Source organism: Hymenobacter cyanobacteriorum (assembly GCF_022631375.1).
Taxonomy (GTDB): domain Bacteria; phylum Bacteroidota; class Bacteroidia; order Cytophagales; family Hymenobacteraceae; genus Hymenobacter; species Hymenobacter cyanobacteriorum.
The window spans coordinates 350,917-371,938 of record NZ_JALBGC010000001.1 but is presented as its reverse complement, the minus strand read 5'-3'; the positions used below and the strand labels follow the sequence as shown (position 1 = coordinate 371,938).

At 60.7% G+C, this 21,022-nt stretch carries 19 protein-coding genes; 5 read left to right on the top strand and 14 right to left on the bottom strand.

What is annotated here, in order from left to right:
- Positions 1-6: 6 nt before the first annotated feature.
- Positions 7-1,032, bottom strand: a complete 1,026-nt coding sequence (gene hemE / locus MON38_RS01705) for a uroporphyrinogen decarboxylase (RefSeq protein ID WP_241934399.1) — start codon at positions 1,030-1,032, stop codon at positions 7-9.
- Positions 1,033-1,221: 189 nt separating this feature from the next.
- Positions 1,222-1,842, bottom strand: a complete 621-nt coding sequence (locus MON38_RS01700; RefSeq protein ID WP_198068948.1) for a MarC family protein — start codon at positions 1,840-1,842, stop codon at positions 1,222-1,224.
- Positions 1,843-2,044: 202 nt separating this feature from the next.
- Between MON38_RS01700 and purE the strand changes: the two genes are divergently transcribed.
- Both purE and MON38_RS01690 read left to right on the top strand, forming a co-directional pair.
- The gene (gene purE, locus MON38_RS01695) at positions 2,045-2,530 is read left to right on the top strand and encodes a 5-(carboxyamino)imidazole ribonucleotide mutase (RefSeq protein ID WP_241935089.1); all 486 of its coding nucleotides are present in this window, start codon (positions 2,045-2,047) and stop codon (positions 2,528-2,530) included.
- Between the two features lie 161 nt (positions 2,531-2,691).
- Positions 2,692-3,810 carry an endonuclease/exonuclease/phosphatase family protein gene (locus MON38_RS01690; RefSeq protein WP_241934398.1) on the top strand — a complete coding sequence of 373 codons (1,119 nt, stop codon included), beginning with the start codon at positions 2,692-2,694 and terminating at the stop codon, positions 3,808-3,810.
- A gap of 210 nt (positions 3,811-4,020) precedes the next feature.
- Here the strand turns inward: MON38_RS01690 and MON38_RS01685 are convergent, their stop codons facing one another.
- From MON38_RS01685 to fabG, 11 genes are all read right to left on the bottom strand, one after another.
- The gene (locus tag MON38_RS01685; protein WP_241934397.1) at positions 4,021-4,683 is read right to left on the bottom strand and encodes an LEA/WHy family protein; all 663 of its coding nucleotides are present in this window, start codon (positions 4,681-4,683) and stop codon (positions 4,021-4,023) included.
- A gap of 104 nt (positions 4,684-4,787) precedes the next feature.
- On the bottom strand, positions 4,788-5,450 hold the full coding sequence (locus MON38_RS01680; RefSeq protein ID WP_241934396.1) for a hypothetical protein: 663 nt from the start codon (positions 5,448-5,450) through the stop codon (positions 4,788-4,790).
- A gap of 129 nt (positions 5,451-5,579) precedes the next feature.
- Positions 5,580-7,508, bottom strand: a complete 1,929-nt coding sequence (dnaK, locus tag MON38_RS01675) for a molecular chaperone DnaK (RefSeq protein WP_241934395.1) — start codon at positions 7,506-7,508, stop codon at positions 5,580-5,582.
- Positions 7,509-7,746: 238 nt separating this feature from the next.
- Positions 7,747-8,343, bottom strand: coding sequence for an immunity 53 family protein (locus MON38_RS01670; RefSeq protein WP_241934394.1), 597 nt, complete (start codon positions 8,341-8,343; stop codon positions 7,747-7,749).
- Positions 8,344-8,370: 27 nt separating this feature from the next.
- Positions 8,371-9,381: an alpha/beta hydrolase gene (locus tag MON38_RS01665; RefSeq protein ID WP_241934393.1), complete on the bottom strand. Its 1,011-nt coding sequence runs from the start codon at positions 9,379-9,381 to the stop codon at positions 8,371-8,373.
- A gap of 7 nt (positions 9,382-9,388) precedes the next feature.
- Positions 9,389-9,976, bottom strand: coding sequence for a pseudouridine synthase (locus tag MON38_RS01660; RefSeq protein WP_241934392.1), 588 nt, complete (start codon positions 9,974-9,976; stop codon positions 9,389-9,391).
- A 134-nt stretch (positions 9,977-10,110) separates the two neighbouring features.
- Complete coding sequence (locus MON38_RS01655; RefSeq protein WP_241934391.1) at positions 10,111-11,208, bottom strand: MBL fold metallo-hydrolase; 1,098 nt, start codon at positions 11,206-11,208, stop codon at positions 10,111-10,113.
- A gap of 64 nt (positions 11,209-11,272) precedes the next feature.
- Positions 11,273-11,983, bottom strand: coding sequence for an NAD-dependent epimerase/dehydratase family protein (locus tag MON38_RS01650; protein WP_241934390.1), 711 nt, complete (start codon positions 11,981-11,983; stop codon positions 11,273-11,275).
- A 187-nt stretch (positions 11,984-12,170) separates the two neighbouring features.
- Positions 12,171-14,252, bottom strand: a complete 2,082-nt coding sequence (locus MON38_RS01645) for a VWA domain-containing protein (RefSeq protein ID WP_241934389.1) — start codon at positions 14,250-14,252, stop codon at positions 12,171-12,173.
- Between the two features lie 68 nt (positions 14,253-14,320).
- A complete protein-coding gene (locus MON38_RS01640) occupies positions 14,321-15,016 on the bottom strand; it encodes a YiiX family permuted papain-like enzyme (RefSeq protein ID WP_241934388.1) in 696 nt (231 codons plus the stop codon).
- Between the two features lie 253 nt (positions 15,017-15,269).
- Positions 15,270-16,019, bottom strand: a complete 750-nt coding sequence (gene fabG, locus MON38_RS01635) for a 3-oxoacyl-[acyl-carrier-protein] reductase (RefSeq protein ID WP_241934387.1) — start codon at positions 16,017-16,019, stop codon at positions 15,270-15,272.
- 132 nt (positions 16,020-16,151) lie between these two features.
- Here fabG and MON38_RS01630 point away from each other — a divergent pair, with 132 nt between their 5' ends.
- Entirely contained in the window at positions 16,152-17,387 is a 1,236-nt protein-coding gene (locus MON38_RS01630; RefSeq protein WP_241934386.1) for an NAD(P)/FAD-dependent oxidoreductase, read from the top strand.
- A 137-nt stretch (positions 17,388-17,524) separates the two neighbouring features.
- On the opposite strand, the gene MON38_RS01625 is transcribed toward MON38_RS01630, so the two are convergent.
- Positions 17,525-18,418, bottom strand: coding sequence for a tetratricopeptide repeat protein (locus MON38_RS01625; RefSeq protein WP_241934385.1), 894 nt, complete (start codon positions 18,416-18,418; stop codon positions 17,525-17,527).
- Between the two features lie 210 nt (positions 18,419-18,628).
- Between MON38_RS01625 and lpdA the strand changes: the two genes are divergently transcribed.
- Together lpdA and MON38_RS01615 are read left to right on the top strand one after the other, a co-directional pair.
- Positions 18,629-20,023, top strand: a complete 1,395-nt coding sequence (gene lpdA / locus MON38_RS01620) for a dihydrolipoyl dehydrogenase (protein ID WP_241934384.1) — start codon at positions 18,629-18,631, stop codon at positions 20,021-20,023.
- 83 nt (positions 20,024-20,106) lie between these two features.
- Positions 20,107-20,808 (top strand): hypothetical protein, encoded by a 702-nt coding sequence (locus MON38_RS01615; protein ID WP_241934383.1) that lies wholly within the window; start codon positions 20,107-20,109, stop codon positions 20,806-20,808.
- Positions 20,809-21,022 lie beyond the last annotated feature (214 nt).

Genomic DNA, 21,022 nt, shown 5'->3' with positions numbered 1-21,022 from the left:
TAATCATTAGTTGCGCCACGCCTTCACCGTTTCCACGAAGACGCGCACGTTGTCGGGGTTGGTGTCGGGGTAAACGCCGTGGCCGAGGTTGGCGATGTGGGGGCCGCCGGCAAACTGGCGCAGCATGGCTTCGGTAGCGGCACGTACCTGCTCGGGCGTGCCGTAGAGGGCACAGGGGTCGAGGTTGCCTTGCAGGGTTTTGTCGCCGGCTTCGGTGCGGACCTGGCCGGGCGTCTGGTTCCAGTCGAGGCCGATGGTGCGGCAGGGCATGGCGGCGAACTCGGGCACTGCCCACCAAGCGCCTTTGGCAAACACGGTGACGGGCACGAGCGGGGCCAGCGCCTCGCAGATTTCGGCGATGTAGCGGGCCGAGAATTCGGTGTAGTGCGCGGGCGGCAGAATGCCGGCCCACGAATCGAACACCTGCACGACCTGGGCACCGGCCGCCACCTGGGCTTGCAGGTAGGCGATGGTGGTGGCGGTGATTTTGGCCAGCAGGCGGTGGGCCAGGGCGGGCTCGCGGTAAAGGAAGCCGCGGGCTTTGCTGAAGGTTTTGGAGCCGTGGCCTTCAATCATGTAGGCCAGGATGGTGAACGGGGCACCGGCGAAACCGATGAGCGGCACGCGGCCGTTGAGGGCTTTTTTGGTGATGCGCAGGGCTTCGAGCACGTAGCCGAGGCCTTCTTCGGGGTCGGGGATGCGCAGCTTGTCGATGTCGGCCGCCGACTTGATGGTGGTGGGGAACAGGGGGCCGCGGGCTTCCACCATTTCGTAGGGCAGGCCCATGGCGTCGGGCACCACGAGGATGTCGGAGAAGATGATGGCGGCGTCCACGTCGAGCGCGTCGATGGGCTGGATGGTGACTTCGGCGGCCAGCTCGGGGGTTTCGACCAGCTCTTTGAAGCCGGAGAGGCGGGCGCGCAGGGCGCGGTATTCGGGCAGGATGCGGCCGGCCTGGCGCATGAGCCAGACGGGGGTGCGCTCGGTAGCTTCGCCCCGGGCGGCACGCAGGAAAAGGTCGTTTTTCAGCATAAGGAAGCGCAAAGGTACGCCGTGAGGTTAAGCATGCTGAAAGTCGCTGGGATAATATTGCCCGTCATGCCGAGCGTAGCCGAGGCATCTCGCGTGCTACCACTAATTCTGCTTCAAATGGCGTTACGACTACACGCGAGATGCCTCGGCTACGCTCGGCATGACGTTTCTTTATCAAACTGAAAGCTCTTACCGCGTGAGGCCCGGGAACAGCACGCCGATGGCCGAGGCCAGGAAATTGACCCCGATGGCCAGCGTGATGAAGCCCATGATGCGCGACATGGCCGCCATGCCCGGCTTGCCGAGCACGCGGGTGAGGCGCAGCGAGAAAATGAGGACGATGAACGCGGCCAGCGCCACCAGCGCGAAGCCGGCCACGGTCATGGCTTTGTCGACGTAAGTGGGCCGGATAAGGCCGATGCAAATGGCCATCGAGCCGGGCCCCGAGAGCATGGGCATGGCCAGCGGCGTGAAGCTGATGTCGTCTTTCTGCTTGCTTTCTTCGAGGGCTTCGGGGCCCACGCGGTCGCGGTTGCCGCCGGGCGTGAGCAAATCGAACGCCGAGCGGATGAGCAGAATGCCGCCCGCAATGCGCAGGTGCTGAATGTTGATGCCGAAGAAGTTGAGAATGTACTGCCCGCCGAAAAACGCCACGCTGAGCACGGCCACCATGTAGATGCAGGCCCGCAGCGCCGTGCGGGCCCGCTCGGAGGCCCGGTCGTCGGCGGTGAGGGTGAGGAACACCGGCATCGCCCCGAACGGATTGACGATGGAAAACAGGGTGGTGAAGGTGGCGAGCAGAATTTCCATACCCGCAAAGGTAGAAGAAGCGCCGGACCGGGCGGAAAAGAACTATTTTGCCGCCTTATTGGGGCCGGGTGGCGGGCACCGGCTCATTTCAGGTATTATTTCGCGCTTCGATTACATGTTTCCAGATTCTCCCGCTTCCAGCGCCACCAGCGGCGCGGCCGACGACCGTCCCGTGACCGAAAACCCCATCGTGGGCATCATCATGGGCTCGAAGTCGGACCTGAAAATCATGTCGGCCGCGGCCGATATTCTGCGCCAGTTCGGCATTCCCTACGAAATCACGCTCGTGTCGCCGCACCGCACGCCGCACCGCATGGTGGAGTATGCCGAAAGCGCCCGCAAGCGCGGCCTGCGCGTGCTCATCGCCGGTGGGGGCGGGGCAGCCCACCTGCCGGGCATGGTGGCGGCCTTCACCACGCTGCCCGTCATTGGCGTGCCCATCAACAGCACCCTGTCCATTCAGGGGCTCGACTCAATTTTGAGCATGATTCAGATGCCGGCCGGCACGCCCGTGGCCACCGTGGGCCTCGACAATGCCGCCAACGCCGCCGTGCTGGCCACCCAGATGCTGGCCCTGAACAATGCCCGCCTGGCCGACGCGCTGGAGCGGTACCGCACCACGCTCAAAGACCGGGTGATGCGCACGATTGAAGAGCTGCGCAAGGGCGGGTTTCAGGATGATGTGTAGGGTGGTTTGTTTTTCAAATCTGTCATCCTGAGCGCAGCGAAGGACCTTATCACGCCTGCATGAGGTTACGTCAAATTGTGCTTACGTAACAAGGTCCTTCGCTGCGCTCAGGATGACAGCTGTTTGCTTTCACCCTTCCCATTCCCACCCAGCCCGTTTTCATGCCCACTTTTCTTTCTGCACTGCTCACCACCGGCCACTGGATAGTGTGGATTCTGGGCGGGGCCGGCCTGCTGGTTACGCTGGTGCCCATCTTTCGCCAAACGGCGTGGTGGATTCGCATCTGCGACTTCCCGCGTCTGCAAATCGTGGCCGCGCTGCTCCTGAGCCTGAGCGCGGCGCTGGCGCTGCCCACGCCGCGCAGCTTCGGCAACAGCCTGTTTGTGGTGAGCCTGGCCGTGGCGGTGGTGTACCAGTTCAGCCGCATCTGGCCCTACACGCCGCTGCACCGCAAGCAGGTGGCCGACGCCAGCCGCCCCGAAGACGACCACGACTACCACATCAGCCTGATGGTGGCCAACGTGCTGATGTACAACCGCGACGCCTCGCGCTGCCTGGGCCACGTGCGGCACCTCAGCCCCGACATTGTGCTGGCCGTGGAAACCGACGACTGGTGGCTGAGCCAGCTGCAGAGTATCGAAAAAGACTACCCCTACACCTGCCACGCCCCGCTGCCCAACACCTACGGCATGCTGGTGTTTTCGCGCCTGCCGCTGATTGAGCCGCAGATTCGCTACATCCTCGACCCCGATATTCCGTCGTTTCACGGGTGCGCGCGGCTGCCCAGCGGCGTCACCGTCAATATGCACTTTCTGCACCCCAAGCCGCCGGCCCCGCAGGAATCGAAAACCAGTGCCCGCCGCGATGCCGAGCTGCTGGTGGTGGGCAAGGTCATTCAGCACCACGATGGGCCCACCATCGTGGCCGGCGACCTCAACGACGTGGCCTGGTCGCACACCTCTGAGCTGTTTCGGAGGCTCTCGCGGCTGCTCGACCCGCGTATCGGGCGCGGCCTGCTGCCCACCTTCCACGCCGACTACAAACTGCTGCGCTGGCCGCTCGACCACGTGTTTCACTCCGCGCACTTCCGCCTGCAGGATTTGCGCCGCCTCACGCACATCGGCTCCGACCATTACCCCATCTACATCCGCCTCAGCTACGAGCCCCAGGGCTGGCAGGAGCAGGAAAGCCTGCTCGAAGCGCCCGATGCCGACGACCACGAGGAAGCTGCGGAGAAAATTGAAGAAGGCATCGAAGACGTTGCCAACGCCGAGGAATAATGAATTATGAGGACGACGAGACGCATATTTGCGTCTCGTCGTCCTCATAATTCAGGTCGCTTGTCGTTCAACAAGGAGACGCAAATATGCTTCTCCACATCGGTCAACTTGGCTACCAGTCTCAATAAAAAAAGCCCCCGGCGCATGCGTCGGGGGCTTTTTGTTGTCGAGAAAGACGGCAGCTCTGCAAAGCAGCTGCGGCTGCAAAGGCTATTTCTTGGCGGTGGTACGCTTGGCCGTAACCAGCTCGGCGGGCATGAAGTCGGTGGCGGGCACCTGGCGGCCGCTAGCCCCTACGTACTGCGGGCGCAGCTGCACCACAAGGCGGCGGTTAGCGGCCGTGAAATCGGTGAAGCCGGCGGCGAAGGCGGCGGGCGTGCTGCCGTTCAGCTGGTCGGGCTTCACGTTCAGGTCGATGTTGATGGGCAGCGTTTCGATGGCGCTGGCTTCGAGCTGGGTGTTGGCGCCGGTGGTGCCGGCGGTCAGCTCCTTGCCATCGAGCAGGAGCTTGTAGTCGAGCTGCTTCAGCTGCACGCTGGTGGAGCTGGGGTTTTTGGCGTACACGCGCATTTTGAGGTGCAGAGGCAGGTTGCCGGAGGCCAGCGCCGTTTGCAGCTTGGCCTGGTCGGCCGACGACACATCCGAAGCCTGCCGCACGAACAGAATATCCTGGCCGCCGAGCTTGGCTTCGTCCACGAAGTTGAGGCGGTACTGCATCAGCGTGTACGCCTCGTTTTCGAGAGCTTCGGTCGAGACGTTTTTACCCGAGGGCTTGTCCTTAACTTGTTCGCTCACGCTGCACGAATCGGCGGCAATGAGCAAGGCGCCCAAAGCCAGGGCGCGGGCGGGAAACCGGAGAGACGAAATGTTCATAAAAAGGAAATCAGAAAATCGAACAGGAAGAGGCCGGCTAAAGTAAGCGCCACCTTGGGCGTGCTTACGCGAATGCCGCGCCGATGGCTGCAAAGGTAACCCGGCTATTGCGGCAGTACCCACACGCGCACGGCTATCCAGAGCAGCAAGCTCACCGTGCCGAGCACCATGATGCGCAGGCCGTGCACCCGGTCGTGCGGCGAGTAGGCATGCACCTGGCGGCCATCGGTGAGGTTCTTTTTGTAGGAATACAGCTCCCAGCCCATAAAAATGGCCACCGCGCCCCCGAACAAAGCCAGAATGTAGCCCCACATGATGCGCCCCTTGTTGCTGCGCTCGGGTTTGCCTTCTTCCACCACCCGGTGCTCGCGCAGCAACCGAATGGCGTCGACCGATACGTCACGGCCTCGTTGCCGTAGCAGTTGGCCCGCCAGCGTTACGTCGAGCGGGCTCCACTCTTCGGGCTTGGCTACGAGGTCGAACAGCTCGGCATCGGAGAAGCTGAACAGGTAATGGTTGGGGCTGAGCGTGGCCAGCGCCTCGCGGTTGGCATCTTCCTGCAGGCGGCGCACCCACTCGAAGTCGGAGCCCGCCAGTTTCACCAAAAAAGTAGCGTAGGTGTGGTTGAAAGCGAACGTCGGGTCGAAAATAGCTTGGCCTGAATTCGTTTCGGTTTCAAACGGAATCTCGCGTTGCCGCAGTATCGCCAGTAATGGCTGCGCCGCCTCGGCAGAAGGAAACGACTGGAAGGGTAGAAATTCAAGCATAGAAACGGAAAGGGAAGGCGGATACGGGGCAACAAATAACGCAAAAAGGCCGGAAGCTCGCGCCTCCGGCCTTTCCTAAAACGAATCTGAATCGGTGTAATCCGCCAAATCCGTTACAAGCTGCGGTCCTTATTTGCCGTCTACTTCTTCGTAGTCCACATCGGTCACGTGGTCACCGGCGGGCTGGCCTTGCTGGCCGTTGCCGCCTTGCGGCTGGCCGTCGGCGCCGGGCTGGCCGCCTTCGGCACCACCGGCAGCGTACATCTCCTGCGAGGCGGCCTGCCAGGCGGCGTTGATGGCCTCCATGGCGGTGTCGATGCGGGCGAGGTCTTTGGCTTCGTGAGCCGATTTGAGGTCGGCCAGGGCGCCTTCGATGGCGGTTTTGTTGCCGCCGCTCAGCTTCTCACCGTACTCTTTCAGCTGCTTCTCGGTCTGGAAAATCATCGAGTCGGCGGCGTTCATTTTGCCGATGCGTTCGGTTTCGGCTTTGTCGGCGTCGGCGTTGGCGGCGGCTTCGTCGCGCATGCGCTTGATGTCGTCCTCGCTCAGGCCGCTGCTGGCTTCGATGCGGATTTTCTGCTCTTTGCCGGTGCCTTTGTCCTTGGCGGTTACGTTCAGGATGCCGTTGGCGTCGATGTCGAAGATTACCTCAATTTGCGGCACGCCACGGGGTGCGGGCGGGATGCTGTCGAGGTGGAACTTGCCAATGGTGCGGTTCTGGCTAGCCAGCGGACGCTCGCCTTGCAGCACGTGGATTTCCACCGAAGGCTGGTTGTCCGAAGCCGTCGAGAAGGTCTCCGATTTCTTGGTCGGGATGGTCGTGTTCGACTCGATGAGCTTGGTCATCACGCCGCCCATCGTCTCGATGCCCAGCGAAAGCGGGGTCACGTCGAGCAGCAGCACGTCCTTCACTTCGCCGGTCAGCACCCCGCCCTGGATGGCAGCGCCGATGGCTACTACTTCGTCGGGGTTCACGCCTTTCGAAGGCTTCTTGCCGAAGAACTTCTCCACTTCCTCCTGAATGCGGGGAATGCGGGTCGAGCCACCCACGAGGATAACCTCGTCGATGTCGGAAGTGCTCAGGCCGGCGTCCTGTAGGGCTTTTTTCACCGGGTCCATCGAGCGGCGCACGAGGTCATCGGCGAGCTGCTCAAACTTGGCGCGGCTCAGCTTCACCACCAGGTGCTTGGGGCCCGAGGCCGTGGCGGTGATGTAGGGCAGGTTGATTTCGGTTTCGGTCGAGCTGGAGAGCTCCACTTTGGCTTTCTCAGCGGCTTCTTTGAGGCGCTGGAGGGCCATGGGGTCTTTGCGCAGGTCGAGGCCTTCGTTTTCGCTGCTGAACTGGTCAGCGAGGAAGTTGATGATAACCTGGTCGAAGTCGTCGCCGCCGAGGTGGGTGTCACCGTTGGTGCTCAGTACTTCAAACACGCCGTCGCCAAGTTCCAGAATGGAGATGTCGAACGTACCACCGCCGAGGTCATACACGGCGATTTTCTGGTCTTTGTGCTTCTTGTCGAGGCCGTACGCCAGGGCAGCGGCGGTGGGCTCGTTGATGATGCGCTTCACGTCGAGGCCGGCGATGGCACCGGCCTCTTTGGTGGCCTGGCGCTGGGCGTCGTTGAAGTAAGCGGGCACCGTGATAACGGCTTCGGTCACGGTCGTGCCGAGGTAATCCTCAGCAGTTTGCTTCATTTTCTGGAGCACCATGGCCGAGATTTCCTGCGGCGTGTAGTTGCGGTCGCCAATCTTCACGGCTACCGTGTTGTTGGGGCCGGCGACTACGCTGTAGGAAACGTGCTTCTGCTCGGCGGTCACTTCATTGAAGTGGCGGCCCATGAAGCGCTTGATGCTGGAAATTGTGTTCTGGGGGTTGGTAACGGCCTGGCGCTTGGCCGGGTCGCCCACTTTGCGCTCGCCCTTGCCCCCGTCGAGGAAAGCGACGATGCTGGGGGTGGTGCGGCGGCCTTCGCTGTTGGGAATTACAACGGGTTCGTTGCCTTCCATTACGGCTACGCACGAGTTGGTGGTGCCGAGGTCAATGCCGATTATTTTGCCCATGAGAGGGGTGTGTTGGTTAAGATTGAGAGGAGTTGTGTCAGGTTAAAAGCCGCTTTGCAGCCGCTACCGAGGGATTACAAGCAACGTACCAGCGTCGTTTTGGTGACAGATTGTCACCGATTCGGCCCGGCGCGGAGGATTATCCGACGCGGTGGCGGGATTTGTTGCGGGAGGCCAAAATTTTCCTGACAAGGGGGCGGAAACGGCGGTTGCTGAAGCTTCAGCAGCAACTTCAGAATCATTTTTTGGCTGGAGAAACCAAGAAGGTGCGGAGCATATTATCGTCTGCCTGGAAGACAGTAGGCTCAACTCTTTCGCCAACAGCGAAATCCACTTTCAATTCTTTTGGGATATTACCTGGCTGATTGACTGCTTCTAATGTTTCGTTATTGCTCCATAAATAATTGCCCGTTACATCGTAGTCTTCAATAGCTGTTATTTCCAAGGTTGATTCAGAAACCATTTTGCCTTCTGCATTCAACCAAAGCTTGCCCTCATAACCAATAACTGGTAGGCCAATTTCAATTGTGCAATCAGCATCCAAATGCGATGGCAGAAATGTATCAAGAAAATAGGTAAGAATTTCCGACAGATTCCCTGCTCCTCCCATTCCTTCAAACGCACCGTCTTTTACTGAGTAACCAACCCAATCAGTAGTAGTCCTCTGAATTAATGCATAATCCAAACTAGCATTTTGCAAACAGGTATACTGTAAATCTATTTTGACTACCCATCCTGGATTATCAATTGTTGTGATTGAAACCGAGTATTCATGCTCCCAATCGCCATTGCAGTTGATGGTGTACCAGCGCTGAATTCGTTGTAATAAGTCCATGCAGCGAATAACGGCGAATCTGGCGATTCAGCGGCTCAGAAACGCCCGGGTCTGCTGCTCCCAATCGGTGGCGTAGCGGTGCCAGTACGGTTCGTGGCCCACGCCGGGGAAGTCGTGTCGGGCTTTGGGGCCGGCGAGGTGGGCGAAGATGGCATCGGTTTCGGCGCGGGTCACGCGCGGGTCGGCGGTGCCCCAGAGCAGGAGGGTGGGCGTGTGGATTTGGCTGGCGTAGTGTTCGGCATTGAGGCCGTAGGCCCAGAAGCCGTTTTGTACGCCACCCCAGAACACCAGCAAATCGGCCATCGGAAAACCGGGGACGTGCATGGAGGCGAAGCGGTTGTAGGCCGTCTGGCGCATGTTGCCGTAGGGGCATTCGAGGATGTTGGCCGTTGGTTGGACGCCTAGTTCGGCCTCAGCCCGCATGATGGCTACCGCACCCATGCTGATGCCGTAGAGGATGACCTTGCCGCCCTCACGTGGGGCCTCACCCCCGGCCCCTCTCCGGTGGAGAGGGGAGCCTGACGAATTACTTATGGAGTCGTTCAGCCAATGGTAAGCTGCGGCCACGTCGTCGGCCTCGCGGTAGCCCACAGTGGTTCGGAAACCGGCCGAGTTGCCGTTGCCGGCCTGGTCCACCAGCAGCACGTTGTAGCCCAAGTGGCGGAAGTAGCCGGCCTCGTGGGTGAGGTGCGACTTGCTGCTGGTGTAGCCGTGGAACAGGGCCACCGTGCCGCGCGCCCGGCCGCTGTCGGGCCGGGCGTACCAGGCTTCGAGCGGGCCGTTGGGGCTAGGGATGGTGACGGTTTCGACCGGAAAGCTGGGTTTGGGACCGTTCTGCGGCTTGGGGTTGCGGATGCCGGTGAGCAGCAGCCAAAGCTTCTGGCTGGGGCTGAGCTGCTCGGGGTTGGGCGAGTGCAGGCCAGGCTCGTTGGCGAAGTGCGTGAAGCGCCAGGCGTGGAAGAAGGCCACGGTATTCATGGCTCCGAAGCCCGCGAGAAGTAGAAACAGAAGCCAGCGACGGCGGGAGCAGTATCTCATGTTGAGCCTAAAAACGCCGCCCGCTGCCGCTTAGTCTGCGCAACTCCGCTACTTCGGCCGTTGTCAACTCACGCCACTGCCCGGGCTGCAATATGCCCAGACCCAGCGGGCCAATGGCCGCCCGCACCAGCCGCAGACACGGCAGCCCCACGGCGGCGCACATCTTGCGCACCTGGCGGTTCATGCCCTGCGAAATCTGGATTTCCAGCCAGCTGGTGGGGATGCTGGCGCGGTAGCGGATAGGCGGGGTGCGCGGCCAGAGGTGGGCGGGTTCGGGCAGTTCAGTAGCTTCGCCGGGGGCGGTGAGGCCTTCTTTTACCTGCACGCCGCGCCGCAGCTGCTGCAAGGCTGCTTCTGTAACTGTGCCTTCGACCTGGGCCCAGTAGGTTTTCGGGACTTTGAATTTAGGGTCGCTGAGGCGGTGCTGGAGCTGCTTGTCGTCGGTGAGCAGGAGCAAGCCTTCGCTATCGAAATCGAGGCGACCGACGGGGTACACGTTGGGCACGGGCACAAAATCCTTGAGCGTGGCCCGGCCGTGCTCGTCGGTGAACTGGGTGAGGACTTCGTAGGGCTTGTTCAGCAGGATGTAAGGCATGAGGCTTTTTCAAATCAGAACGGTCATGCTGAGCGAAGTCGAAGCATCTCGCGTGTGGTAGTAATTCAATCGTGAAAAAAGAATTAGTGGTGGCACGCGAGATGCTTCGACTTCGCTCAGCATGACCGTTCTGTTTACCGCTCCCACCACCGCTCCTGCGGCAGTGCAGCCCCCAAAGTTACCGGCTCGCCCAGGTGCGGGGTGGTGATGACCTGGCCCAGCCGGGCGGCCTCGGCGGTGGCGCGCTGCACGGGCTCGTTCCAGGCGTGGAGGGATTCGGTGAACGCGCCCCAGTGCACGGGCAGCATCACGGCGGCGCGCACGTCGCGGGCGGCCTGCACGCTCTGCTCGGGCTTCATGTGGATTTCGGCCCAGCCCTCGTTGTACTGCCCGCACTCCACTACGGCCAAATCAAACGGCCCGTACTGCCGCCCAATGGCGGCAAAGTGCGGCCCGTAGCCGCCATCGCCGGTGTAGAACACGCGCTTGCTGGCTCCCTGCACCACCCACGAGCACCACAGCGTGGAGTTGCGGTTGGTGAGGCCGCGGCCCGAAAAGTGGCGGCTGGGCGTGCAGCGCAGCTTTAGGTTGGGGAGTTGCACGCTGTCGCCCCAGTTCATTTCGGTGATGCGGTTGCGGGGCACGCCCCAGGCGCGCAGGTGCGGCGCAATGCCCAGCGGCACGTAAAACTGCCCCACCCGGTCCTTGATTTTCTCGATGGTTTCGTAGTCGAGGTGGTCGTAGTGGTCGTGCGAAATGAGCACGGCGGCAATGTAGGGCAGCTTGGTGGGGTCGATGGCCAGCGCGGGGTTGTAGCGCTTGGGCGTGGCCCAGCTCACGGGGCCCATCTTCACGCTCAGCATGGGGTCGAGCAGGATGTTCTGGCCCGCGATTTCGAGCAGACTGGCCGAGTGGCCGAACCACGTAATGCGCAGCAGTTCGGGCGTTTTGCGCACGATGGCCAGCGAATCGAGCGGCTGCTGGGGCAGCGGACCGGGCGGCGCGGCCTGCGGCGATTTACGAAACAGGAAATTCCACATCACCCCCACCGTGCTGCCGCCTGTGAGTTCCTTGGTAGGCAACAGGTTCACGAACTTGCCGTTCTGGTAGTGGCCCGATTTGGCGTAGGCCGCCTTTTCGGGGTCGGTGGGCGTGCCGCCCAGTTGGGGGCTGAGGCTGGTGAAAGCCACCACCGCCACAAGCAGGATGCCAAGAAGGGAGCCGGTGGTCACAAGAAATTTTCTGAAGAATTCACGCATGAAAGAGGAACGGGAGGGCAAGCTGTTGGGGAAATGCTCAGGAAGACGGGCCAGCTTCCGCCTGAACGCCGCCCCCCACAACGGCCCGGGCCCGCGCCAGCGCCACGATGTCGCGCACTTCGAGCACGGGTTTGGAGTAGCCAAAATCGGCCGCGTTAATCATGGCCCGGCCTACTTCCTGCATCGTGCTCACGAACTGCGGCGCCAGCTTGCGGGCTACCGGGTAGAGCCAGGCAATTGCGCCGTACCACTTCAGAACATTGCGCTGGCCTTCGGTGGCCTTCATGAACCCCGGCCGGAACATGTAAGCGGCCTGGAAGGGCAGGGCCAGCAGCTCGTTTTCGGTGCGGCCCTTCACGCGGGCCCAGTGCTGGCCGCTCTTTTCGGCACTGTCGGTGCCCGCGCCGGATACGTAGATGAACGTCATCGCCGGATTCAGGCGCACCAGGGTTTGGGCCACGGCCAGCGTCATGTCGTGGGTGATGCGCTCGTATTCTTCCTTCGAAATGCCCACCGAGGAAATGCCCGCGCAGAAAAAACACGCGTTGTAGCCGGTCAGCTGACTTTCCACGGCGCTCAGGTTGGCCAGGTCGGGCACCAGCAGCTCCTGCATTTTGGAGTGGCTGCGGCCGGTGGGCTTGCGCGTGAGCACCAGCACGTGCTCCACGTTGGGGTTGGCCAGGCATTCGAGTAGGACGCCCTCGCCCACCATGCCGGTAGCGCCGGTGATAATGGCTCGTATTTTCATAACGGTTCGGTAAAGTAGGAGAGGGGACGGTTGGACGGAGTTTCTACTTTACGATGCAGCCAAAAGAACGGTGAAACCGAACCGTCATGCAGAGCGCAACGAAGCATCTCGCTTGTGATAGTAAAACAATCGATAGGATTTAGTTGAAGCATGCGAGATGCTTCGCTGCGCTCTGCATGACGTTCTTCTATACGCTGCCCGAATACTTGCGCACGGCCCATTCCACCGTCAAAAAGGCCAGAATCACGAAGAAAATCCACTTCAGATTGATTAAATCCTTCAGGTCGTCTTCGGCCGTAATTACCGGCTTGTAATTGGCTTTGATAATATCCTGCGCCAATTTATCCATCTGCGCCGGGTAGTACAGCTGCGAGCCGCTGCGGCGCGAGAGCTGCGCCAGCAGGTTGTGGTCAGCCTTCGATTCCAGCGCCTCCAGCGGCTGCGCCTGCACCAGCAACTCGCCGGCATCCTGCTGGGCCTGGCCGCCGAGCGTAGCGCGAGCCTGGTACTTGTACAGCCCGGCCGGCAGCGGCCCCAGGTGCAGCGGCGAGCCATCCTCCGCGTTGGCAAACGAGAAGCGGCGGGCCTGCTGCTTGGCATCGGTCAGCACCAGTTCGATTTTCTGGTTGTAGAGGCGCTCAAACACGGCGTTGTAGGTTTCCGCGCCCAACGTCACGTCGTCCCGCGTGCCGAAGGCGTCCTGCGTAGGGTACACGTCGAGACGCTTTTTGTTGGCGTTCTGGGTGAGGAGCTGGAGTGTGCGGATGATGAGGCGGTCGTAGGCCTCGGGCTTGTCGTCGTGGGCCACGGCTTCGCTCAGGCGCCACTGCCAGCTGCCATCCGTGAGCAGCGTGGCCTGCCGGCGGTCTTGCGGGCCCCCGAACACCAGCAGCGGCTTTTGCGTGGCCACGCGGCCCACCTGCTGCCAGAGCGCCGCTTCGGCCCCGGCCCCGAGGCGGTAGTCGCCAAACGGCACCGGTGCGGGCGGGTACTGCGCAAAGCGGCGGGCCGATTCCTCATCGGTAGCAAAGCGGGCAAAGCCGGGGTTGGGCACCGGCGTCACCTCATCCGTCTGCGCCCCGCGCGGCTGAATGGTGAGGCCCGCCCCCAGCTGGTTGTAGGCCACCAAATCGGACTGCGCCCCCAGAATGTAGAACGCAGGCGTTTTGCGGGCCTTCACCTGAGCCAGAATCTCCTGGCCCAGCCCGCCCTGCGCCGGCAGCTGGTGCAGAATGGCCACGTCGAAATCGGCATCGGCCTTTAGCGGCTGCACGCCGGGCAGGGCCAGGGTCAGGTCGAAATTGTCGTTGGCCAGAATGGCGGCGCGCAGAGCTTTAAGGTCGGGGTGCGGGGCCGCACCGGCCAACAACACGCGCAGCTTGCCCTTTACGATTTCGATAAAGGCCGTGCGGGCATTATTCAGCTCGGTAAACTCGCCGGCTTGGGGCACAATGCGCACCTCGTAGCGCCGCTTGCCCGGCGCGGGCGCGGTAAGCTGGAAGGTGGTGCGCACGCGGCGGCGGCCGGCCGGCAGGGCCACGCGGCGGCTGTCGAGCACGCGGCTGCCCTCGCGCAGCTCCACGGTGGCCGCGCCGCCCGCGTAGCCCTCGAAGCCCAGCTCGGCCTCAATCGGGAATTTATTGCCACTGAACGCTACGCGGTTATAGGTGAGGCCGGTGAGGCGCAGGTCCTTCTTGGGGATGGTGTCGCCCACCGCCACGCTGTAAATCGGGAAGTTGAACTCCGAATAAACCGGGCTGCGGCCCTGGTTCACGAGGCCATCCGAAAGAAGCACCACGCCCGCCAGGTTGCGGCCGTCGTAGGCGTCGCGGGTGCCGGCCAGCAGCTGGTCGAGGTCGGTGGCGGCGGCCGAGAAGCGCAGCGAATCAAGTGGGGCCGGGCGGCCGGGCACCGACGTCAGCGTGCGGGTTTCGACGGTGAAGCCCCGGCCGCGCAAGGTTTCGGCCAGCTTGGCGAGGCCCGTGGTGGCCTGCCCCAGCACGTTTTTGGGCGTGAACAACTCCACCGACTGCGAGTTGTCGACGGCCAGCACCAGCGTGGGGGCTTCGGTGCGCGTGGTGGTGGTTTTGATGACCGGGGCCAGCAGCAGGTAGCACAGAAAGCTTACCACGGCAAAGCGCAGTGCCGCCAGCGCATAGTTGCGCTGCGGGCTCCAGGGTGCTTTGGCCGAGTATTGCAGGGCCGCGTAGCCCGCGCCCACCAGCAGGCAGACGAGGATGAGCCAAGGAGAATATTGGGTAGTCAGCAAAAGAAAAGTCGAATTGAATCAGCCCTAAAGGTCGGCCCGCGCCGCTAAAGTTGCAGCCGCCCGCCGGTTCAACGGTTGAGCACGGTAACCAGTTCGGGACTGTTGAAGATGCTGGCCGGCGAAATCACCGTTTCGTTCAGCGGCAGCCGGTTGCCGTACCGCTCGCGCAGCTTGGCCTGCACGGCGGGGTTGCTCAGGTCGAAATCGCGCAGCTGCTGGAGCTGCCCCAGCTGCCGGCCAAGCCCACGCTCGTACACCTTCCAGATGAGCTCGGAGCAATAAATCCGGTCATCGGACCAGCCAAAATACAGGTCGTACTTATGCCCCAGCATGGGCCGCCCCGCATCCTTCAGCCGTGTAATTTCGCTTGGAGCCAACGAGTTGCCAGCGGTTTTCAACCGCTTCACCACGAAATGCTCGCCACTTCCGCGCGCAATCCACACCGCCAAGGGGGTGAGTTGAACCGGCTGTATTGCTTCGAAAACCTGCCATCTGCCAGCCTCTTTGTATAAGATTCCGCAATGGCTATAAGGCGAATGAGTAGCCAGTTGAATGGCTTGGCTTTGGGCTGACTGAGAAGTATGGAAAATTAAATCCCCCTCGTGTAATTCATTGTCATCCAACAAATTCATCAAGTGCACTTGTTGCTTCCGCTCTTCTCTGCTATCCGCTCGGTTGAGTACTTCATGAAAAAGTCCCCAGCCAATAAAGGCAGCTACGAACAGATAAAGCAGCAGCTTGCCAATTGAGCTCAATATATCCATCACTTACTTCATCATAAACAGCTACTTTGCTCAGCGTAGGTGTTTGCGAAAACACGCCGATTGGCAGCATCTGCCTTTTGGTTTTGACGTAATCCGAGGATGTATTCTGCAACTGTAAACAGCAGTAGAGACGCACTTTTTACGTCTCATCGTTGAAGGGCCGGCGTCACAACTTTATTGTGCCCGCCTAACAACATCAGCAACGACGAGTCGCAAAATAGTGCGTCTCCACCTTGGGTAGCCGTATAAATTCCTACGTCAGCATCCCGCCATCTACCTGCAGCACCTGGCCGGTGATGTAGGCCGAATCATCCGACGCCAGAAACGCGGTGGCCTTCGCCACATCCTCGGGCCGGCCGCCGCGCTTGAGCGGGATGGCCTTGCGCCACTCGTCCACCTGCTTGGGGTCGAGGGCATCGGTCATTTCGGTTTCGATGAAGCCGGGGGCCACGGCGTTGCAGCGAATGTTGCGCGAGCCCAGCTCCAGCGCCACCGATTTGGTGAAGCCGATGATGCCGGCCTTGCTGGCCGCGTAGTTGGCCTGCCCGGCGTTGCCTTTGATGCCCACCACGCTGGTCATGTTGATGATGGAGCCGGCTTTGGCGCGCATCATGGGCTTGGTGGCGGCTTTGGTGAGGTTGAACACCGACTTGAGGTTGACGTTGAGGACGTTGTCCCATTGCTCCTCGCTCATGCGCATCAGCAGGCCGTCCTGCGTGATGCCGGCGTTATTGACGAGGATATCGAGCTTGCCGAAATCGGCCACCACGTCGGTAATCAGCTGTTCGGCCTGGGCGTAGTCGGAGGCGTCGGAGCGGTAGCCTTTCACCTTGGTGCCGGCGGCCGACAGTTCGGTTTCGAGGGCCTGGCCCTTCTCCACCGACGACAAATACGTGAAGGCGACATCGGCGCCGAGCTGGGCAAAATGCGCCGCGATGGCGCGGCCAATTCCTTTGGAAGCGCCCGTTACGAGGGCCACTTTTCCGGTGAGTGTGTTGGTCATGGGGCGAAGGTAGCTATTACGAGCTATTAGCTTTTAGCTGCTAGCTGTTAGCTTTGATAACTGTTTGGCGTGGCTAGAAGGCTGATTTTAGAGAAAGCTAACAGCTAATAGCTTTCAGCTAACAGCTCCAAAATGATTGATATCTGCATTCTGGGCGCGGGCCCCGGCGGGGCCGCCGCCGCTCTGCACCTCGCCAACGCCGGCCAGCCCTGCCTGCTGCTGGACCGCGCCGCCTTCCCGCGCGACAAAACCTGCGGCGACGCCCTCAGCGGCAAGGTCATCAACGAGTTGAAGCGCATCGAGCCCGGCCTGCACGCCAAGCTGGCTGCCTCGCCCATCCAGATTCCCAGCTGGGGCATCGACTTCATCGCGCCCAACGGCCGCAAGCTCGCCATTCCCTTCAAACCCAAGTTCGATAAGGCCACCGACCACACCGCCGGCCACGTCGCCAAGCGCATCGACTTCGATAATTTCCTGGTCGAAGAAGTGCGCCGGCGGCCGGAAATCGACTTCCGCGAAAACGTGGACGTGGCCCGCACCGAGCGCACGCCCACCGGCTGGCAGCTCTTCGACAAAGCCGGCCAGGAAATCGCCACCTGCCGCCTGCTGCTGGTAGCCAACGGCGCCCAATCCGAATTTGCCCGCAAAGTGGCCGGCCACGCGCTGGAACCCGACCACCACTGCGCCGGCCTGCGCACCTACTACGACGGCGTGACCGGCCTCAGCCCCGATAACTTCATCGAGCTGCACTTCATCAAGGACTTCCTGCCGGGCTACCTCTGGGTATTTCCGCTGCCCAACGGCCAGGCCAACGTGGGCGTAGGCATGCTCTCGAAAGCCGTAGCCGACAAAAAAGTAAACCTGCGCCAGCGCCTCGACGAGATTCTGGCTACGCACCCCACGCTGGCCCCGCGCTTCGCCGGGGCCACGCGGCTGGGCTCCGTAAAGGGCTTCGGCCTGCCGCTGGGCTCGAAGCGGCGGGCGCTGTCGGGCCAGGGCTATTTTCTGCTCGGCGACGCCGGCTCGCTCATCGACCCGTTTTCGGGCGAGGGTATTTCGCATGCTATGGTGAGCGGCCGCCACGCCGCCATCTGGGCCGCCGAAGCTGTGAAAAAAGCTGATTTCAGCCCCGAATTCCTCAAAAATTACGACAAAGCCGTGTACAACCGCCTGGGGCAGGAGCTGCGCCTGAGCCGCGTGATGCAGCGCCTGCTCAACTTCCCCAGCCTGTTCAACATCGTGGCCAACCGCGCCGTGAACAACCCCACGCTGGCCGAAACCCTGTCGATGATGTTCATGGATTTGGACCTGCGCGAGCGGCTGCGCAAGCCCAGCTTCTACTTCAAGCTGTTTTTTGGTGGGAAGTAGAATAACAAAATGAGAACGTCATGCTGAGCGCAGCCGAAGCATCTCTACCGTGAAAGTAACTATTTACTCTCGCGGTAGAGATGCTTCGGCTGCGCTCAGCATGACGTTCTTTTATTCGTCAACCAAAGTTTAACAGCTTAGTGGGCGCCGGGCTTGGGATGGTAGCCAGTGCCGGGGCGCGCCACCGGCGCGGGCTTGATGGGAGCCAGGCCGTCGTTGTTGCCCAGGTAACGGCGCATGCTTTTAGCGGCTTCGGGATTGAGCTTGGTGGCTTTTTCGAGGTCGCGGCGGGCTTCCGAGAGTTTGTCGAACGACGAGTAGCTGATGCCCCGGTACTCCCAGGCATCGGCGTAGGCCGAATCGAGCTGGATGGCGCGGGTGAAATCGGCCACAGCAGGCTTGTACTGGTACATCTGCATCTTGGCTACGCCCCGACCGAAGAAGGATTCCTTATCGTCGGGCCGGTACTTCAGCGCCCCGGAAAAATCCGTTGTGGCTGCTTTGTACTGCTTCATCATCAGGTGGTTGACGCCGCGGTTGTAGTAGGCGTCGGGGTTGTTTTTCTGGTAGCGAATAGCGGCCGTGTAATCAACCTGAGCCGCGGGGTATTCGCGCAGGTAGCTCTTGGCTTTGGCGCGTTTCAGCAGCGCCTCGCCATCCTTGGGGTTGCGCTTCACGGCGGCTTCGGCCTCGGCCAGCATGGTCCGATACTCTTCCGTGGTCAGCTTTTTCTCCCGGGCGCGCTCGGCCGAGGCCGCCGAGGCCGACAGCGTGTTCGCTGCCGCTACATCAGAGGCAACGGCCGTGGCTGGCGTAGCGGCAATGCCGCTGGCCGCGCCAGTGGTGCGGGCATCGGTGGCGGTGCTGGCCGCGCCGGTCGAGTCGGGGCGGCGGGCATCGGAGACGGCCGGCATCTCAATCGACTGGCTGGTGTTCGACGGCTTTTCCTTTTCCTTAACAGTAGTGGCGCAGTTGCTGAGAAAAGCCAGCAGCCCGAGGGCTGCCAATGGCGAGCGGAAACGTGATTTCATGGAGTGCAGAAGTGGTATGGCCTGGCCGGGAGCCCCGGCGGCGGGCCTTATACGGGAAAGGCCCAACAATAGCTGTGCCGAGATGATGCTTGCAAGTTAACGCCCAACCGGGCACCGATAGCGCGCGGTGCCGGGGCGCGGCTATCTTTGCGCCAGAATGAAAAGAGCCGGCCGCCGGTTCCTCTTTTTACCATTTCCTTTTGAAAATTTATGGCATTGCAATTTGATTTGGTCGTGGTCGGCAGTGGCCCCGGCGGGTACGTGGCCGCTATCCGGGCTTCGCAACTGGGTTTGAAAGTGGGTGTGATTGAGCGCGAGTCGCTCGGCGGTATCTGCCTCAACTGGGGCTGCATCCCTACCAAAGCCCTGCTCAAAAGCGCGCAGGTGTTCGAATACCTCAACCATGCCGCCGACTACGGGCTGAAAGCCGAAGGCGTGGGCTACGACTTCGGCGCCGTTATCGGCCGCAGCCGCAGCGTGGCTGATGGCATGAGCAAGGGCATCAACTTCCTGTTCAAAAAGAACAAGATTGAAACCATCATGGGCACCGGCAAGCTGTTGGCTCCCGGCAAAGTGGAGGTGACCAAGGCCGACGGCAGCAAGGAAACCGTAGAGGCCAAATCCATCATTCTGGCCACCGGGGCCCGCTCGCGCGAGCTGCCCACCATGCCCGTCGACAACAAAAAAATCATTGGCTACCGCAAGGCCATGAGCATGGAGCAGCTGCCCAAGCGCCTCGTGGTAGTGGGCTCGGGCGCCATCGGCGTTGAGTTTGCCTACTTCTACCGCACCATGGGTTCGGAGGTGACGGTGGTGGAGTTCCTGCCCCGCATCGTGCCGGTGGAGGACGAGGAAGTGTCGCGCCAGATGGAGAAGTCGTTCCGTAAAATCGGCGTAAACGTGCTCACCAGCGCCGAAGTAACCAAGGTGGATACCGCTGGTGAAGGCTGCAAAGTGACCATCAAAACCGCCAAAGGTGAGCAGCAGATTGACTGCGACGTGGTGCTGAGCGCCGTGGGCGTGACCACCAACCTGGAGAATATCGGCCTCGAAGAGCTGGGCATTAAAGTAGAGCGCGGCCGCGTGCTGGTCGACGATTTCTACCAGACCAACGTGCCCGGCATCTACGCCATCGGCGACATCGTGCCCGGCCCCGCGCTGGCCCACGTGGCCTCGGCCGAAGGCATCATCTGCGTGGAGAAAATTGCCGGCCATCACCCCGAACCGCTCAACTACCAGAACATCCCCGGCTGCACCTACGCCTCGCCCGAAATTGCCAGCGTGGGCTACACCGAAGCCGAAGCCAAAGCCAAAGGCTACGACGTGCTGGTGGGCAAATTCCCGTTCTCGGCCTCGGGCAAAGCCAGCGCCGCCGGCGCCAAGGACGGCTTCGTGAAAGTCATCTTCGACAAGAAATACGGCGAGTGGCTCGGCGCCCACATGATTGGCATGAACGTGACCGAGATGATTGCCGAAGTAGTGGTGGCTCGCAAGCTCGAAACCACCGGCCACGAAATCATCAAGGCCGTGCACCCGCACCCCACCATGTCGGAAGCCATTATGGAAGCTGCTGCTGCTGCCTACGGCGAGGTGATTCACCTGTAGGTTTATTTAATTAATTTGTTCCGGAAAGACCTTCTCGATTTAATCGAGAAGGTCTTCTTTATTTCACCTTTCACTTCGATTTCATGTTTAAAATCTACTCTTTTCTGATTGCTCTTATCGCCATGTTTGCTGGTTGCGGAGGTGTTAGCGAATCCGGAACCAATGCGGTGATGCAGGAGTACGGTGGCAGCCTGAGCGCAAAATCCGGGGTAAATAAATCGACAGATACTACGGCCGCGCAAGGCCGCTACGTGGAGTTGGAGTTAACGAACGACCGGCTTGAAGGGGCTTTTCCGAAGCTGAGTATTCCAGCATCAAATTGCGCCTATCTGTTTTACAGCGCCGTTAGCCCGGCCGAGCGAGATAAATACGACTATGTTAGAATCACCATCAAAGGCAAAGACAACAGCTACTCCCATTCATACCCGATGAAGGAATTGGATGCGGTTGACATGGCCAAGAATAAATTTGATGAGGTTGGCCGACTACTCAAAAGTGAGAATTATGACGACTTGCTCTTGCAAATGGACCCGCACTATTTCCAGCCGGGAGATTTACAAAAAGTAAAACCAATGCTGCAAGACCTGGATAAGCAGTTCGGCCGAACTGGCGGGTTCAAGCTGGAAGGTTTTGAGTTTGACGATTATGCAAATAGTGGAAATAAGCAGCGGTTGATAACAATGTATAGTCTGCTTACCAAGCAACGCAAACAAGCGCTGGTGGCATTGACGCTGAACACGTCTGCTTCGATTAGCGGACCCAACGTTGTTGGGCTGCGAATGTAGTAAGCGGCAAAACGGATACAGTAAATTAGAAAACGATTGAGTAGGTAAGGAATCCTTACGTACTCGAAGATGACAAAATGCATTTGTCCGGAATTATCGGATAACTGTAAATACACGCTAGCGAGTTGTCAAGAAATCCTTGACAACTACTGTGAACTGCTTCGTATCGAATTAATTCTTATGAATGTTTGATTTGCAATGGGCAGAATATGCC

Bases quoted from the DNA above. Each gene is read 5' to 3' on its own strand.
- hemE (WP_241934399.1), bottom strand. From the start codon at position 1,032: ATGCTGAAAAACGACCTTTTCCTGCGTGCCGCCCGGGGCGAAGCTACC.
- MON38_RS01700 (WP_198068948.1), bottom strand. From the start codon at position 1,842: ATGGAAATTCTGCTCGCCACCTTCACCACCCTGTTTTCCATCGTCAAT.
- purE (WP_241935089.1), top strand. From the start codon at position 2,045: ATGGGCTCGAAGTCGGACCTGAAAATCATGTCGGCCGCGGCCGATATT.
- MON38_RS01690 (WP_241934398.1), top strand. From the start codon at position 2,692: ATGCCCACTTTTCTTTCTGCACTGCTCACCACCGGCCACTGGATAGTG.
- MON38_RS01685 (WP_241934397.1), bottom strand. From the start codon at position 4,683: ATGAACATTTCGTCTCTCCGGTTTCCCGCCCGCGCCCTGGCTTTGGGC.
- MON38_RS01680 (WP_241934396.1), bottom strand. From the start codon at position 5,450: ATGCTTGAATTTCTACCCTTCCAGTCGTTTCCTTCTGCCGAGGCGGCG.
- dnaK (WP_241934395.1), bottom strand. From the start codon at position 7,508: ATGGGCAAAATAATCGGCATTGACCTCGGCACCACCAACTCGTGCGTA.
- MON38_RS01670 (WP_241934394.1), bottom strand. From the start codon at position 8,343: ATGGACTTATTACAACGAATTCAGCGCTGGTACACCATCAACTGCAAT.
- MON38_RS01665 (WP_241934393.1), bottom strand. From the start codon at position 9,381: ATGAGATACTGCTCCCGCCGTCGCTGGCTTCTGTTTCTACTTCTCGCG.
- MON38_RS01660 (WP_241934392.1), bottom strand. From the start codon at position 9,976: ATGCCTTACATCCTGCTGAACAAGCCCTACGAAGTCCTCACCCAGTTC.
- MON38_RS01650 (WP_241934390.1), bottom strand. From the start codon at position 11,983: ATGAAAATACGAGCCATTATCACCGGCGCTACCGGCATGGTGGGCGAG.
- MON38_RS01640 (WP_241934388.1), bottom strand. From the start codon at position 15,016: ATGGATATATTGAGCTCAATTGGCAAGCTGCTGCTTTATCTGTTCGTA.
- fabG (WP_241934387.1), bottom strand. From the start codon at position 16,019: ATGACCAACACACTCACCGGAAAAGTGGCCCTCGTAACGGGCGCTTCC.
- MON38_RS01630 (WP_241934386.1), top strand. From the start codon at position 16,152: ATGATTGATATCTGCATTCTGGGCGCGGGCCCCGGCGGGGCCGCCGCC.
- MON38_RS01625 (WP_241934385.1), bottom strand. From the start codon at position 18,418: ATGAAATCACGTTTCCGCTCGCCATTGGCAGCCCTCGGGCTGCTGGCT.
- lpdA (WP_241934384.1), top strand. From the start codon at position 18,629: ATGGCATTGCAATTTGATTTGGTCGTGGTCGGCAGTGGCCCCGGCGGG.
- MON38_RS01615 (WP_241934383.1), top strand. From the start codon at position 20,107: ATGTTTAAAATCTACTCTTTTCTGATTGCTCTTATCGCCATGTTTGCT.